The following is a 15,044-nucleotide window of genomic DNA, read 5'->3' as shown; positions in this document are numbered from 1 at the left end:
GTTAACAAACCGACCGGAGAACGGCCATGGACGCTACCAAGACGATCATGCTTGGAGGAGCAATCGGACTGGGGGCAGCTTTACTGTTGTCGCTGCCGAACGTGCTGCCGCGCGCCGTGGCCGAGGAAGAGCCGATGCGGACGTTGTTCAGCTCGCCGCGCGAGATCTGGCCGCCGGCGTTCGATCCGGACCGGCTGATGCGCTGGAACTACTATGTGCAGCCGGGCGTCTCGGTCGAGCCGATCCGCGAAACCGTGGTTCGCAAGATCGGTTATGGGCGCACCACGTTCGTGAACGTCATGGAAACGGCGAGCGGGGTCTACTCCACTGACGGGCTCGCCAGCCCTCACATCCAGTATCCCGGCATTGTCAAGGAAATGAAGCCGTCACCGAAGGCCGGCCTGTGGTTCTGGAGCGGCGGCCAGTGGGTGGCGAGCACATCGGCGGGCGCCGATTCGTTCGTCTCGATCATCCCGTTCGATGGCAACCAGGCAACCACCGGGGACGGCAACTGCATCGCCGTTGAAGACAGCTTCTACTGCTAGCCTACCCACCGGATGTCATCCCTGCGAAGGCAGGGACCCATCTGTCCATCCTGCGGTGGCTGTGAGTTGGGTCCCTGCTTTCGCAGGGATGACGCCGAGTTGGTGAGCCAATGGTACTCGAACAGGGTGACTACAGCTTCGGCCCCTCGGCAACGCTGGCGGCGCCGATCGACACCTGCTTGATCACCAGCGCATACTCACTGCGTCCATCAGGGAGGAAACGGAACACCCCGTCGCGGCCGTTGAAGCCCGCCGGCAAGGTCAGCTGGGCGCGATCGTATTTTGGCGTGCCATTGGCGAGCGAGCCGGCATTGGCGAGGATGGTCGCGGTGTAGGCGATGGTGGCGAATTTGTGCGGCGCCGAGCCGAACTTGGCCTGATACTCCGGCAATAACGCGTTATATCCGGTGTCGTCGATGGCGGGGAAGATCGCTCCGGCCAGCGTCGTGGTGTTGAGCACCGAAGGATCGCCGTCCCAGTCGGCCGAGCCGATCAACTGCACCTTGCCCGGCGCGATGCCAGCCTCGTTGAGGAGGTTGGCAAAGCTCGGCGCCGTCGCCCGGTCGGGGATGAACAGCGCATCGATCTGTCCGGCCTGCAGCATCGGCACCAGTTGGGTGACGACGTTACGGGCCTCGGCCTCGGACGAAAAGTTGTAGACGGCGCGGGCATTGAGCCCCAGGTCAGCCGTCGCCTGGCGGAAGGCGCCTTCCTGGATGCGGCCGAAATCGGTGGTCGGGAACACCCCGGCAAAGGCCTTCTTGCCGAGCTTTTTGGCATAGCCCATCGAGCGCTTCACTTCGCTTTCGGGCAGGATGTTGAGCAGGTAGACGCCCGGCGAGGCGGCGCCCGAATTGTTGGAGAAGCCGATCACCGGCACCCCGGCGGCCTTCGCCACCTGACCCGCCGCCGTCACCTGGTCAGCCCGCAGCGGCCCGAGGATCAGGCTCGCGCCTTCGCTCAGCGCCTGCTGCGCCGCCTGGGTGGCGCCGCTGGCGGTGGCGCCGGTATCCTTCAGCACCACGGTGATGTTTTCACCGATATTGGGGTTGGTCTCGACGAAGCTGATCGCCAGTTCCGAGGCATTGGCCATCGAGGTGCCGACGCTGGCAAGGTTGGGGTCGCCCGACAGCGGCAGCAGCAAGGCCACCCGCACCGGACCCTTGCCGAAGGTCTTGCCGGTGGCGAGCGGCCGTGAGGCGCCGCCGCTGGTGCCGCCGGCCGGACCGAAGTTGAAGTTGCCCGCCGAGCAGGCCGACAGCAGCGCTGCCGCGGCCAGGCCGAGCCCAACATACCTGAGCCCAGTCAGCACCCCGGCACCACCAGCAATTCTCACTTGCCCAACCTTTATCGAGTCCCGCACTGTGGCGTAGAGCGCCACTCCAAGCGTGGTCTATACAGAATCGAGCCCGGCTCATAAAGACCGAGCTTAACCTTGGCTTAACTTTCGGGGGTTGCGTGGACGATCGCCAAAAGAGCTATTTCATTGCCGGGACTGAGTTTCCGGCGCCGCCACTGGCGGCGGGGCTCTATGTGGTCGCCACTCCGATCGGCAATCTCAAGGACATCACGCTCAGGGCACTCGAGACGCTCGCGTCGGCCGACCTGATCCTCTGCGAAGATACGCGCCACTCGGCGACGCTGCTCGATCATTTCGGCATCCGCACCCCGCGCAAGTCGCTGCACGAGCATAATGAGCGGGCCCGCATCGGCGAGGTGATCGCTTCGATCGAGGCCGGCCGCGCCATCGCGCAGATCTCCGATGCCGGGACGCCTTTGCTCTCCGACCCCGGCTTCCCGCTGGTCCGCGCGGTGCGTGAGGCCAGGCTGCCGGTGTTCGCCAATCCCGGCGCTTCGGCGCTGCTCGCGGCGCTGGCCAGTGCGGGCCTCCCCACCGACGCCTTCGGCTTTATCGGCTTCCTGCCGTCCAAATCCGGGGCGCGGGCCAATGCACTCGCCGCGCTCAAGGCCCGCACCGACACGCTGGTGTTCTACGAATCGCCGCGCCGGCTCGGCGATACGCTCGCGGCGATGGCGGAAGCCCTGGGCGATCGGCCTGCCGCAGTGGCGCTGGAGCTGACCAAGCGCTTCGAGCGGGTGGAGCGCGGCACGCTTACCGAACTCGCGACGCAGTTCGGCGATGGCGACACCAAGGGCGAAGCGGTGATCCTTGTCGGCGGCGCCGAGGGTGTGGTGGTCGAAGCCGCGGACTGGCAGGCGGCGCTCGACGAGGCGCTGGCCACCGGCCCGCTGCGCGCCGCCGTCGACGAAATCACCGCCCGCTTCGGCCTCAAGCGCAAGGAGGTCTACGATGCCGCCCTGGCGCGCAAGGCCGAGCAATAACCGGACGCGCAGCAGCCGGCTCGGTGCCGAAACGTTCGGCCGCCGCAGTGAGACGCTGGCGGGCTGGTTCCTGCGGCTCAAGGGCTATCGCATCGTCGCAACGCGGGTGAAGACGCCGGTCGGCGAGATCGACCTCATCGCCCGCCGCTTCGGCACCACCGCCTTCATCGAAGTAAAGGCGCGGCAGCACCGCAACGAGGAAGCCGAGGCGCTCGAGGCGGTCAATACCAGCCGGATTTCCCGTGCTGCGCAGTACTATGTGGCGCGCCACCCGGCCCTTGCCGAAACGCCGCTCCGTTTCGACGTGATTTTCCTTGCACCGGGCACCTGGCCGCGCCATGTGATGAACGCTTTTCAGGGCGAGTGAGGCATCCTTCCTACCTCTCCTCGGTGTCTTTCCCGCGAAAGCGGGAACCTTCGTTTGCTGAGTACGCCTTGCCCTCGAAAACAGAGATTCCCGCATTCGCGGGAATGACACCGCTTGGTGCTTGAGCGTCGGAGCCAAAACGTGACTTTGAAGATCGCCGTGCAGATGGACCCCATCGCTTCGATCAACCCCCAGGGGGATTCGACCTTTGCGCTGATGCTCGAGGCGCAGGCGCGCGAGCACCAGATCGACTATTACGTGCCGCAGAGCCTGGCGCTGCACGACAACCACGTCTCGGCCGAAGTCGCGCCGATCACCCTGTTCGACAAGCCCAAGGGCGAGCACTACGCGCTGGGCGCATTCGCCCGCGTTGATCTTCAGAGCTACGACGTGGTGCTGATGCGGCAGGATCCGCCGTTCGACATGAACTACATCACGCTCAGCCACCTCCTGGAGCGGATCCACCCGAAAACCTTCGTGGTGAACCCGCCGGCGGCCGTGCGCAACGCGCCCGAGAAGATCCTCGTCACCGAGTTCCCCGAGCTGATGCCGCCGACGCTGGTAACCCGCGACCGCGGGATGATCCATGAATTCCGCAAGGAGCATGGCAACATCATCGTCAAGCCGCTCTACGGCAATGGCGGCGCCGGGGTGTTCCTGATCCAGGAGACCGACCAGAACCTCAACTCGCTGATCGAGCTGTTCGAGCAGAGCTTTCGCGAGCCGTTCATGGTGCAGAAATATCTGCCGGATGTGCGTAAGGGCGACAAGCGCATCATCCTCGTCGACGGCGAGCCGGTGGCCGGCCTCAACCGAATCCCGGCCGAAGGCGAAGCGCGCTCCAACATGCATGTCGGCGGCCGCCCGGAACTTTCGCCGCTCACCGACCGCGAGCGCGAGATCTGCGCCACCATCGGGCCGGCATTGAAGGAGCGCGACATGATCTTTGTCGGCATCGACGTGATCGGCGATTACCTCACCGAGATCAACGTCACCTCGCCCACCGGCATCCGCGAGATCAAGCGCTTCGGCGGGCCGGATATCGCCGTGCTGATCTGGGACGCCATCGAGAAGCGGCGGGCCTGAGCCCGGTGACCCCGCTCGCGACGCTGGTCGAGCGAGCGGGTTTTGCTCCCGGCACGCCGGTGGCGGTGGCGCGAGTGGTTGGCGACACCGTCGAGGATCACATCAGCGGCGCCTGGCCCAACGGGCGGCCGGTTGCGCCGAACGACCGGTTCTATGTCGCAAGCCTCGCCAAGCAGGTGACCGGTGCGGCGTTGGCGCTGCTGGTGCGCGACGGCCGGATCGATCCGGATCGGCCGGTTTCCGACCATATTGCCGGTCTGCCGCCTTGGTCGGCCCGCATCACGCCACGCCAGCTTGCCCATCACAGCAGTGGCCTGCCTCCTGCCGGCGAGTTGGAGGCGCGAATGGCCGGCGACTGGACCGATGCCTTCGTTTTCGAGGCGCTGGGCGAGCTCACCGAGCTGCCCTCCCCGCCGGGCGTTGCCCATAGCTATTCCAACGCCGGCTATGTCCTCCTCGGCCGTGTCATCGCGGAAGCCAGCGACATGCCGCTCGCCGAGTTCGCCACAGCGCGGCTGCTCGAGCCGCTGGGCCTCGACGGCATCGGCTTTCCCAGCACTCCCATAGGCCAGCCGCAATTGCCGCTGCTTGGTGCGCATCTGCCGCTCACCCACGGCGATGGCGGCTTGTGGTCCAGCGCCCGCAGCTTGGCGCAGTGGTTGCAGCAGCAGAACCGCGACACCCTCGGCATTGCCCACCTCGTCACCACTGCCGGCCACCTCAGTGACGGCAGCTCCGTCGACTATGGCTGGGGCCTCGGTCTACGCAGGCATTGCGGCGAGGCGCTGTTGATCCATGGCGGCGAATGGACGGGCGCGGCGGCGAAAGCGGTGCGCAGCCCGGCATTGGGGATCGCGGTGGTCGGCATGGCGGCGGGCGCACCGTTCGAGACGCTGAACCGGCTGGTCAGCGCGGTGCTCGAGGATATCGGCTGATCACTCGTCGCTCTCGGCGGCGGTGAGATAGTGCTCCTCCCACTGGTCGTGCGGGATGAAGCCGCCGATCGAGAACTCGAAGCGCTCGACCGTCGAGTAGTTCGCGGTGGCGGCACAACTGAACTTCACCTCGTACCATTCGCGCCGGCTGCGGAAGGCACCGCCATCGGCGATCAGCGCGCCGTCGCGGGTCGCCATGTCGGCCATGGCATAGGCGACGACAGTGTCGGGATCGAATTCCGGCCGAGCGCGGCGGATCTGCTCGATCGCCTCGATACTGCAGAGCTGGACCAGCCGCTCGCTGCCATCGAGCGTCTTCATGGCGGCACGGACCTTGGCGCTGGCGGGTTCGGCCAGCAGGTTGCCGGCATAGAACTGGGTGGCGCGAATGGTGCCGCCGGGTGGGGGCTTCGCAACAGGCGGTGCGGGATTGGAGGCTGACGGCGCTGCGGCGGCGGGCGCACTGGGTGCCGCTGCCGGCGGCGCTTCCTCGGGTGCGGTGAGGGCGGCAAACTGCGCCGCCGTCATCAGTTCGACCGCGATAGAAGGTGGCAGCACCGACTTCGGCGCGTCGCGATCCGGTCCCAGCAACACCAAACCGAGCAGTGCGGCGTGAATCGCGAGCGATGTGACAGTTCCCCACGCCGATCGCGGCGCGGGTGGCAGGTCGATCGGGGCTGCGTCGAGGGTGATGGACATGGCGACACCCTGTCAGTCGGGCGGCTTTGCGGCTGATTTGCGGAGCTTGTGGGGGCTCGGGGCGAAATCCTCAGGGCCCCCTCGCCTTTCGGCGCCGGCTCAGCCATTGTCCGGCCATGCCGATCGACACGTTCCTGCTTGCGCTGACCACCTTCTTCGCCACCCTCGGGCCGGCGGACCTCCTGGTCGTCTATGCGGCGCTGACGCAGAAGAACACCCAGGCCGAGCGGCGCGCCATGGCGCTGCGCGGTACGGTCATTGCGGCAGTGATCCTCTTATTCTTTGCAGTGTTCGGCGAGGTGCTGCTGCGGCTGTTCGGGATTACCCTGCCGGCGTTGCGCATCGCGGGCGGGATCCTGTTGCTGTTGATTTCGATCGACATGGTGTTCGCCCGCCATTCCGGCGGCACCGGCACGACGCCCGAGGAAGAGAACGAAGCGCAGAGCCGCGCCGATATCTCGGTGTTCCCGCTGGCAACGCCGCTGCTGGCCGGTCCCGGCGCGATCAGCGCGGTGATCCTGCTCACCACCGGCTCGGGCGGCTTCAACGTCGAATGGGCCGTGGTGGTGCTGGCGCTGCTGGCGATCCTGTTGCTCTGCTATGTGGTGATGCTGGTCGCCATTCCGATCCAGCGGCTGCTCGGCATTACCGGCCTTGCCGTGGTCAGCCGTGTCGTCGGCGTGCTGCTCGCGGCGCTGGCGGTGCAGTTCCTGCTCGACGGGCTCAAATCCAGCGGGTTGATCCCGGGGCTTGCCGGCTAGGTTGGCTGCAGTTCAGAGAAGAGCACCCAAATAACATCCGCCACCGGGTCATTCCCGCGAAAGCGGGGATGACATCGAGCGTGCGGCTCGCTCCACCTCTCAAAAGCAAAGGCCGCGGCGGGTGCCACGGCCTTCGCGAATTCAAGCTGCAAGTCGCCCCGTTACTTCTTCTTTGCCGGTGCGGCGGTGGCGGGGGTCATCCCGGCCGTGGCCAGCACTTTCGGCTTTTCCTTCTTGGGCTTCTTGGCTTCCTTGTTGGATCTCAGCTGACCTTTGGCCATCGGCATCCCCTTCCATTGTTGATCCGGCAGCAACTCCGGCAAATCACTAGCTGAGGCTAGAACCAAGGCAGAATCCTGACAAGGTCACCGCCAGGCGAGAGTCTTTGATTTGTCGCGCTTTCGAGGTGGAAAAGTCTGCAAGTTTTCCCGAAAACGCTCCGGCCGTTACTTGTGGCTCTGGCAGCGGCCCTGGGGGCCCAGCCGATCGACAGTGCGCGGATCGCACCCGGTAAGCAGGAACGTCACCCAGTCGCCTTCGCTGCCATAGAAGGCATTGCGATCGACCTCGGTGCGAATGCCCGACATGGTGCCGGTTTGCGTCCACTGCCAGAAGATCCACGGCCGGTCGCCATACTTGGTATGCGGCTCGGCGGCAGTCGAACGCAGCCAGAACGATGAATCGAAGTGCTCTCCGGCGAGGATGTCGTTGTAGAAATTCATGTCGGTATAGATGATCGGCACCTTGCCGGTGTGCCGTTCCATCTCATCGAGCATGACGTGGACCTTCTCCAGCACGTCAGTCCGGTTGAACTTGTTCTTGCAGCTCGAATGGTTGTTCCATTCGAGATCGAGCACCGGTGGCAGCGCGTCGGGATCGTTGGGCACCATCCTTTTGAACCAGGCGGCCTGCTGCGAGGCGAGACTGCACCAGGTCATGAAGTGGTAGGCGCCGCGCGCCATGCCGGCAGCCTGCGCGCCGCGCCAGTTGTCATAGAAATTGGGGTCGATGTAGTCCTTGCCTTCGGTCGACTTGATGTAGACGAAGTGCACCCCACCGCCGCGCGCCGCGTTGAAATCGATACGGCCCTGGTAGCGCGCCACGTCGAGCCCCTGGATCGGCAGGCCCCAGGCCCGGCGCACCCCGTCATGCGGGTCGTTATCGCCGGGGATGCCGCGATAGTCATGGGTGGGCGAGCGCCCGCAGGCAGCAAGCAGCAGGGTCAGCCCGACCAGCAGCAGGGTTCTGGCAAACGGCAGGGCGGGACGGGCGGCGGCGAACATGCTGGACGTCTGGCTTTCGGACGGAGATCGGAAGCCTTTGAATCAACATGGGCCGCTTAACGAAACCTTGCGCTAACCCTTTGTTATTCCAGCATGGTTAACGGCCGTGGTCCGGATCTGCCGGCATATCGATCACCTTCATGACCGCGCGGCGGGCTTACGAGGCACTGCGTCCCTGAGGCGGGATCGTCAGCGGCAATGCCGGTGCGTGAAGGGCCTCCGATGCCAACGCGGAGACAAGCCCGCCGTCCACGACGAGCGGACCCAAGCAATTGCGTCACGCTGGGCAGGCTGTTGGCCAGCCGACCTCCAACTGCAGGCAGGTTCACAACGCCCGTTACCTCGTGCATACTTGTTGTATTGGGGCGCCCGTCAGGGCTAGCTATACGGCATTGTGAGGGGACAGCGATGCGTTATATTTTGAAAGTGCTTCTGGCGGCGGTCGCTATTGCCGCGCTGTTCGCCGCGCCGAGCCATGCGGCAGACGCCGAGACTGCCTTGCTGCGCTCCTATATTGGGAACTGGAGCGGGAGCAGCGTGCTGCGCGGGGGAGACCAGCCCGAGGCGTTTAGCTGCCGCCTGAAAGTGACGCAGGGCAGGCTGGTTAAGATCAACTATGCCGGGCGCTGCAGCCTGGTGAACATGAACCTGTCGGTGTCGGGTACGATCTACTTCAACGACCAGGCAAACCGCTATGAGGCGACGATGCGCTCCAACGTTGGCCTCTCCGCCGGGGCGGTGGGGGTGGCGCGAGGCGGCAGCATCGTCTTCAGGCTGAGCGAAAAGCAGAGCGACCGGGTCGGCACGCCCATTCAGATCAACGCCATCCTCGAACTCAGCGGCAAGCAGATTACCGTCGATTTTACGGTTGAGCTCAATCGGTCAGGACAAACGTTGACGACGAAGGTGCCTTTCCGGCGGCAGTAACTCCAGCCGGCTCAGCGGCCCCCGGAGCGAAGGGCGCCATTGGCGCTCTCCGTTCCGGATCCGCGGTCGGCAGAGCCTATGCGCGCGCCTTCAGATAGGCGTCGCCCTGTCTGGTCAGCTCGGTCATGATCACGTCGAGGCCGGCCGCGTCGGCGGCCTTTTTCAGCTTGTCGAGCCCGGCATCGACGTCGCCGACGCCGTAGAACAGCGGGTTGGCGTACTGGGTCATCACGTTGCTCATCTGCGCCGCGGCTTCCTTGACCGGCGTCACATCGGCGATGAACGAGGCGAAGGTGTCCGAGGTGAAGTTGTCGTAGTTCTGCGCCCAGCCGAACACTTGCTTTTCCGACTCGGTCATCGACGAGGTGAGGCGCTCGAGTCCGGCGCGCCAGAGGATGGCGTAACTGGGGAAGCTGTAGGTGCTGAGCTGCTCGAAGCCGCGGTCGCCAACCGCCTTCCAGTCCGTGCCCTCGATGCCGAGCCCGACCAGATCGTGGTTCTCCTGCACCGAGAACCAGTCCTGCAGCGCCATGGCGCGATCGACGTCGCCGCCATTGGCATTGACCACGATCATGTTGTCGGCCTGGAAAGTCTGCACCGGCTTGACGCTGCCCAGCGGCCCGCCAAATGGCAGGACCTGACCCAGAGCCGCGGTGGGGACGGCTCGCTGCAATCCAGCCAACCGGTTGGATTGCAGGCCATCCGTCATCGACCAGAGGCCCGCGAAGCGGCCAGCACCGAACTGGCTTTCGATGGTGGCCTGATCGACGTTGAGCGCGTCGGCGTTGATGATGCCATCCTGGTAGTACTGGCGGATCTTGCGCAAAGCCGCGACCGTACCGGCATCGTCCCACCAGGGGATCGGCCGCGACGAGCCGGTGGTGGCGGCATCCTTGTCGAAGTAGAAGCGCAGGCCCGACCCCGCCAGCGAGTACTGCATGGTGTAGGGATTTTCCCACGAGTACTCGTTGAACATGCCGGTGGGGGTCGCCACTGCCGTCTGCCAGCCAGTCTGCGACGCGAGGGCGAACGGGGTGACCCCCGATTCCTTCTCCTTGATGGCGTAGAAGAACTTCTCGAGCGTACCGAAATCATTGATTTCGGCGAAGCCGTGTTTCTCCGCCAGATCCTGCCGAATGCCGAAGTGCTGGATGCGGCCGGCGCTGTTCACCTGCGGGATGCCCCAGAGCTTGCCACCCCAGGAATTGGCCTCGATAAGCTTGGGCGCGATCTGCTTCTTGAGGTTGGGCCACTTGTCGATCTGCCCGGTCAGGTCGGCGAGCGCTCCGCTCTGCTGCAGTTGCGCCATGTTGAGCCACAGGGCCTGCAGCGCCGTATCGAACTGAGCGCCGGCAGTGAATTTCAGCAGCGACTGCTGGCCGTAGTTGGACCAGTTGATGAACTGCGCATCGAAGGTGAAGCCATGCTCCTCCAAGAGTTTGGCATTGGCCTTGTCGAGCACGGCCTTCCAGTTGGTCGGCGCTTGCGACGGCAGCAGGGCCACCGAGGTGCCCGAGCTGGCGCCGAATGCCGGCGACAGGCCCGAAAGGGCCGTGGCCATGCCGGCGGCCCCACTGAGGGCCATGAACTGTCTGCGCGTGAGTCTCATCTTGGTAGTCTCCTCCTCATTTTGTGCGACGTGCTTGGGTGCCGTCGTCACCCCTTGGTGGCGCCAAGGGTGATGCCCTTGACAAAGAAGCGTTGTGCGAATGGGTAGGCGAGCAGAATGGGGCCGACGGTGAGCACCGTCATGGCGAAGCGCAGCTGGTAGACCGGCGCCATCGCAGCCCCGGCCGAGCTCGGCAGGCTGGCCGCATTGGTGACGTTGGAGATGAGGTTCTGCAGGATCAGCTGCAGCGGGAACCTGTCCGGATCGGAGATGAACAGCAGGCCGGTGAACCATTCGTTCCAGTAGGTGACGGCGTAGAACAGCCCGAGCACCGCGAGGATGGGTTTGGACAGCGGCAAGACGATCTGGAAGAAGATGCGCAATTCGCCGGCCCCATCGATGCGGGCCGCATCGAGGATTTCCTCCGGCATCTGCCGGAAGAAGCTCACCGTCACGAAAATCAGGAAGGGCGCCAGCATCAGTGGCAGAATCATCGCGAACCAGCTGTTGGTCAGGTTCAGCACCTGCGTCACCAGCAGGTAGAATGGCACCAGCCCGCCGTTGAACAGCATCGGCACATAGGCAAAGATAGTCAGTGGACGGCTGATGAACGGCAGCCGCCGGGCTATGACCCAGGCGATCGACGCGGTGCACGAGATCGAGAGGATCGTGCCCACCACAGTGATGAACAGCGATGCGATGTAGCCGTTGAGCAGCGATTGCCCGGTAAACAGCAACTCGTAGGCCCGCAACGAGAAGGGCTGCGGGAACAGGCTGTAGCCATTGAGGCCCAGCACCGACTCGTCGGTCAGCGAGCCCGCGACGATCATCCAGAGCGGCACGAGGCAAAACAGCCCGAACAGCGTGACGGTGACATAACTGACGGCCGCGAACGGCTCCAGCCGGCGTCGCGCCGGCTTTCGAACGGGTTGCGCAGCGATGTTCGCCGCGCCCCCCGGAGCTGCGCTCTGCTGATCGATGGCGCTCACAGGATGCTGCTCTCTTTGTGGAAGCGGCGCTGCACGAGGACCGCTGCCGCGACAAAGACGAAGCCGACGACCGACTGGAACAGGCCGATGGCAGCCGTGGTGCCGAAGTCACCGATCGTTCGCAGCGAACGGAAGACGTAGGTGTCGATGACGTCGGTGGTCGGAAACAGCACGCCATTGTCCTGGACGATGGCGTAGATGGTGGCGAAATCGCCGAAGAACATGCGGCCGACGCCAAGCACCACCAGCACCGCGAAGGTCGGCAGCAGCAGGGGCACGGTGATCGACAGCGCCATGCGCCAGCGGCTGGCGCCATCGAGCGCCGCCGCCTCGTAGACCTCCTCGGAGATCGAGGTGATGGCGGCGAGAAAGATCACCGAGGTGTAGCCGCCCAGCTGCCACACCTTGACGATGGTGAGGATCCACGGCCACGCCCCGGGCTCGGTGTACCAGCTGACCTGCGGCAGATCGACGACGCTGAGCAGGTTGTTGACGAGGCCGCCCCGCCCGCCGACCCCTGAGAGGATCACCTGCAGCATGATGGAAATGACGATCGGCGAGACGAAATAGGGAAAGAAGATCACCGACTGCATGAAGCGGCGATACGGGCCGCCGCGGATCTCGTTCAGCATCAGCGCCAGCACGAGCCCGGCGAACAACGACGCGCCGAGAAACAGCGCGTTGAGAAACACCGTGTTGAAGACGACGGTCACCGCATCGCCGCTGGTAAAGAAGTAGCGAAAGTTGGCAAGCCCGTTCCAGGGGCTTCCGAAGATGCCGTCGCGGATGTTGAAGGCCTTGAACGCCACCACGAGGCCAACCATCGGGCCGTAGGCAAACACCAGGAACCAGGCGATGCCAGGCACCGCCAGCAGCAGCAGCACCAGGCTGTCGCGCGACGACAACCCGCCGCGGCGCGCGCCGACGCGAGTCTTTGACTCCCTGACGGTCATTGATTGCTCGGCCGGCCGGCGCCGCCAATGACGCGCAAGATTCGATGAGTCACCGGACTCCTCCCGTAACCGTATGGCGTTTGAGTTTCTTATTTGAAACTCTTGGTACCATATGATAACCGTGGAGGACAAACCGATGGGATGTCAAGCCGTGCGTGAGTCTGAGATCGAGGCGCAGAACCGCAATCCGACGATCGAGCGGATGATGGCCATTCTGCAGCAGCTGGAGCGGGCGCCGAACGGACTGGGCCTCAAGCGCCTGGTCGAGCAGTCGGGAGTAACGCGCTCGACCGTCTACCGCATCCTCAACTCACTGTCGGCGCACGGGCTGGTGCGGCAGCTGGAGAATTCCGACTACGTGCTGGGGAGCCGGCTGCTGTCGCTGGCAGATGCCGTGGGGATGCCGTCCGGCGGGCAGGTCGCCAAGGCGGCGCAGCCGCATCTGGACTTCGTGGCGCGCTCGCTGGGGGAGACGGCGAAGGTCTCGATCTACGATCGCGGCCATGTGCTAGTCGTCGCCGTCGCCCCCGGCATCAAGCAGCATGCGTTGCATGCGAGGGTCGGCGAGCAGTTGCCGATCCATGCCGGCGGCAGCAGCAAAGCGCTGTTCGCCTTCCTGCCCGAGGCGGAACGCCAGCGCATCTATTCGCGACCGCTGACGCTCTACAACGAGCGTACTCTCATCGAGCCGGAGGCGCTGGAGGAGGAGCTGACGCGCGTGCGTGAACAGGGATGGGCGCGCGACCATGGCGAGTTCAGCGCCTCGGTCAATTCCTACGCCGCGCCGATCCGGGACCGCTCGGGCGACGTCGTCGCCGCCGTCAGCATCCCGTTCCTCGCCGGCCGCGACGCCGAATACGAGCAGCTGGTGCGCGCTACGGCGCTCGCCACCGCCGATCGGATCGGCGGCGGTCTCGGATGAGACGCAGCCTGCTTTCTCCAACAGAGCGGTGAAAAACCAGCGCCGAGCAGCGGTAAGCCAAGGAGGTCGCCGCACCATAGATCGGCACCAGAGCAGGTGGGCATTCTCAAGCGACGGAGGATGTCTACATGCCCGACCGTTCACCGCGAACAACAGCACCTTACCGGGTTCAGCCGCTCGGGAGATACTTGCGCCAGTTGTGCTGTTCCTTGAATCCGAGAATGGTGCGGATCTTGCGGTTCGAAAGGGGGGCTTCGCGCTCGCCCATCGGGCGTGTGATCGGCGTGTTCTGCGCGTACTTGCGCAATACGGTCTCTGTCGGCTCGTTGGCGACGATCTCGTCATTGACCGCGTTGAAGACCTGAAACCCCAGCCCATCCTTGCCGATGCACAGATCGACGATCTGGCCGAGGTCGCGGGCGTCGATATAGCTCCAGGCATTGCGCTTGCGCGACGGTGGATCGGCCAGATAACCGGGGAAGTTCGCATAGTCCTCCGGCGACATCACGTTGCCGATGCGCAGGGCGTAGATGTCGGCGCCGGTGCGCGCGGCAAAGGCGCGCGCGGTCTTCTCGTTGACCAGCTTGGAAAGTCCATAGCTGTCCATCGGGTCGATGTCGTAGTCTTCCTCGAGCGGGAACGCCTGGTAGTCACGGTCGCCTTCTGCAAAGCACACGCCGTAGGTGGTCTCGCTGGAAGCGATGACGATCTTGCTGATCCCGAGCTTGGTCGCGGCCTCGATCACATTGTACGTCGAAACGACATTGGCCTTGAACGTCTCGTTGTCGGGCTGCAGCAGCACACGGGGAATGGCAGCGAAGTGCACGACGGCGTCGACCGGAGCTGGCCCCTTTCCGGTCCTGAAGCCGTCGAAGTCGAAATGCATCGAAAGAGCGTTGAACACCTGGCCGCTGTCCGTGAGATCGGCATTGAGCGTGTTGACGCCCTCGATGTCGAGCGGCTTGAGGTCAAGGTTGAAGACGCTGTGACCCTGGGCAAGAAGATAGGCAACGGCATGCCGCCCGGCCTTCCCACTGCCGCCGGTGAATACTATGCGTTTGCTCACTTGAGTTCCTTGCAGCGATTCATGAAGCGGTGAAATGCTCTAGATCGGACGGGACAGCGTCGTGGCGCGGCCCGTGGCGTGGAAGGTCTTGATCGCAGCATACTGATCGCAGCCGGGAGCCATTTCCATGATTTCGATCCGATTGCCGTCGGGATCGACAATCCACATGCCGCGATTGCCATCCACGCCGCGTCTGGTGGGATCGAGCGGCGAGACGAGAGGAATGCCGACGCTCGCCAGGTGCGCGGCTGTGTCCTCGATGTCAGGCGTCGTCAGGCAGAGGTGATTGAGGCCGGCGGCCTGCTGGTCACCGGCGCGGCCGGTGCCTCCCGGCAGCAGCTCGATATAGAGCTCGTCGGTGATGCGCAGGTAGACGATCCAGGTGCGGCCGTCCGCCTGGGTCAGGCGCAGGAATTCGGGAAAGCCGAGCTTGGCATAAAAGTCGATCGAGGCCTGAAGATCGTTGGCCTTGAGGTTGAAGTGACCGAGGCTGGTGAAAGGCTGCACGTTGATCTCCAAATCCAGGGGCGCGAGGCTCAGGCCGCTTTGCGCATCGGTC

General features: G+C 64.5%; 16 protein-coding genes. 8 read left to right on the top strand and 8 right to left on the bottom strand.

Annotated elements, in window-relative coordinates; translation table 11 throughout:
* Nucleotides 1-26: 26 nt before the first annotated feature.
* Nucleotides 27-545 carry a hypothetical protein gene (locus tag VGV07_RS06310; RefSeq protein ID WP_326867840.1) on the top strand — a complete coding sequence of 173 codons (519 nt, stop codon included), beginning with the start codon at nucleotides 27-29 and terminating at the stop codon, nucleotides 543-545.
* 130 nt (nucleotides 546-675) lie between these two features.
* Here VGV07_RS06310 and VGV07_RS06305 read toward each other — a convergent pair whose 3' ends face one another.
* A complete protein-coding gene (locus VGV07_RS06305; RefSeq protein WP_326867839.1) occupies nucleotides 676-1,881 on the bottom strand; it encodes a penicillin-binding protein activator in 1,206 nt (401 codons plus the stop codon).
* A gap of 122 nt (nucleotides 1,882-2,003) precedes the next feature.
* On the opposite strand from VGV07_RS06305, the gene rsmI reads away from it, so the two are divergent.
* The 4 genes from rsmI (at nucleotide 2,004) to VGV07_RS06285 (ending at nucleotide 5,276) form a co-directional block, all read left to right on the top strand.
* Complete coding sequence (gene rsmI / locus VGV07_RS06300) at nucleotides 2,004-2,888, top strand: 16S rRNA (cytidine(1402)-2'-O)-methyltransferase (protein ID WP_326867838.1); 885 nt, start codon at nucleotides 2,004-2,006, stop codon at nucleotides 2,886-2,888.
* Complete coding sequence (locus VGV07_RS06295; protein ID WP_326867837.1) at nucleotides 2,857-3,255, top strand: YraN family protein; 399 nt, start codon at nucleotides 2,857-2,859, stop codon at nucleotides 3,253-3,255. The genes rsmI and VGV07_RS06295 overlap by 32 nt, the downstream gene beginning before the upstream one ends.
* A 141-nt stretch (nucleotides 3,256-3,396) precedes the next feature.
* The gene (gshB, locus tag VGV07_RS06290) at nucleotides 3,397-4,341 is read left to right on the top strand and encodes a glutathione synthase (RefSeq protein WP_326867836.1); all 945 of its coding nucleotides are present in this window, start codon (nucleotides 3,397-3,399) and stop codon (nucleotides 4,339-4,341) included.
* A gap of 5 nt (nucleotides 4,342-4,346) precedes the next feature.
* Complete coding sequence (locus VGV07_RS06285) at nucleotides 4,347-5,276, top strand: serine hydrolase domain-containing protein (protein WP_326867835.1); 930 nt, start codon at nucleotides 4,347-4,349, stop codon at nucleotides 5,274-5,276.
* Here the strand turns inward: VGV07_RS06285 and VGV07_RS06280 are convergent, their stop codons facing one another.
* Nucleotides 5,277-5,975, bottom strand: coding sequence for a DUF930 domain-containing protein (locus VGV07_RS06280; RefSeq protein ID WP_326867834.1), 699 nt, complete (start codon nucleotides 5,973-5,975; stop codon nucleotides 5,277-5,279).
* 116 nt (nucleotides 5,976-6,091) lie between these two features.
* Here VGV07_RS06280 and VGV07_RS06275 point away from each other — a divergent pair, with 116 nt between their 5' ends.
* Nucleotides 6,092-6,736, top strand: a complete 645-nt coding sequence (locus VGV07_RS06275) for a MarC family protein (protein WP_326867833.1) — start codon at nucleotides 6,092-6,094, stop codon at nucleotides 6,734-6,736.
* Nucleotides 6,737-7,182: 446 nt separating this feature from the next.
* On the opposite strand, the gene VGV07_RS06270 is transcribed toward VGV07_RS06275, so the two are convergent.
* Nucleotides 7,183-8,019, bottom strand: coding sequence for a GH25 family lysozyme (locus VGV07_RS06270; protein WP_326867832.1), 837 nt, complete (start codon nucleotides 8,017-8,019; stop codon nucleotides 7,183-7,185).
* 408 nt (nucleotides 8,020-8,427) lie between these two features.
* On the opposite strand from VGV07_RS06270, the gene VGV07_RS06265 reads away from it, so the two are divergent.
* On the top strand, nucleotides 8,428-8,946 hold the full coding sequence (locus VGV07_RS06265; RefSeq protein ID WP_326867831.1) for a hypothetical protein: 519 nt from the start codon (nucleotides 8,428-8,430) through the stop codon (nucleotides 8,944-8,946).
* 76 nt (nucleotides 8,947-9,022) lie between these two features.
* On the opposite strand, the gene VGV07_RS06260 is transcribed toward VGV07_RS06265, so the two are convergent.
* The 3 genes from VGV07_RS06260 to VGV07_RS06250 are packed head-to-tail and all read right to left on the bottom strand — an operon-like array spanning nucleotide 9,023 to nucleotide 12,497.
* Complete coding sequence (locus tag VGV07_RS06260; protein ID WP_326867830.1) at nucleotides 9,023-10,555, bottom strand: DUF3502 domain-containing protein; 1,533 nt, start codon at nucleotides 10,553-10,555, stop codon at nucleotides 9,023-9,025.
* A gap of 47 nt (nucleotides 10,556-10,602) precedes the next feature.
* Nucleotides 10,603-11,544 carry a carbohydrate ABC transporter permease gene (locus VGV07_RS06255; protein WP_326867829.1) on the bottom strand — a complete coding sequence of 314 codons (942 nt, stop codon included), beginning with the start codon at nucleotides 11,542-11,544 and terminating at the stop codon, nucleotides 10,603-10,605.
* Complete coding sequence (locus VGV07_RS06250) at nucleotides 11,541-12,497, bottom strand: ABC transporter permease (protein WP_326867828.1); 957 nt, start codon at nucleotides 12,495-12,497, stop codon at nucleotides 11,541-11,543. Before VGV07_RS06250 ends, VGV07_RS06255 begins: the two co-directional genes overlap by 4 nt.
* A 151-nt stretch (nucleotides 12,498-12,648) precedes the next feature.
* Between VGV07_RS06250 and VGV07_RS06245 the strand changes: the two genes are divergently transcribed.
* Entirely contained in the window at nucleotides 12,649-13,419 is a 771-nt protein-coding gene (locus VGV07_RS06245) for an IclR family transcriptional regulator (RefSeq protein ID WP_326867827.1), read from the top strand.
* A gap of 169 nt (nucleotides 13,420-13,588) precedes the next feature.
* Here VGV07_RS06245 and VGV07_RS06240 read toward each other — a convergent pair whose 3' ends face one another.
* Together VGV07_RS06240 and VGV07_RS06235 are read right to left on the bottom strand one after the other, a co-directional pair.
* Nucleotides 13,589-14,485, bottom strand: coding sequence for an NAD(P)-dependent oxidoreductase (locus VGV07_RS06240; protein ID WP_326867826.1), 897 nt, complete (start codon nucleotides 14,483-14,485; stop codon nucleotides 13,589-13,591).
* Nucleotides 14,486-14,524: 39 nt separating this feature from the next.
* Nucleotides 14,525-14,992, bottom strand: coding sequence for a VOC family protein (locus tag VGV07_RS06235; protein ID WP_326867825.1), 468 nt, complete (start codon nucleotides 14,990-14,992; stop codon nucleotides 14,525-14,527).
* Between the last annotated feature and the right edge of the window lie 52 nt (nucleotides 14,993-15,044).

The organism is Devosia sp., from assembly GCF_035944845.1.
Classification (GTDB): Bacteria; Pseudomonadota; Alphaproteobacteria; order Rhizobiales; family Devosiaceae; genus Devosia_A.
Note: the sequence above shows the minus strand (reverse complement) of the source record. Positions and strands in the feature narration are given on the sequence as shown.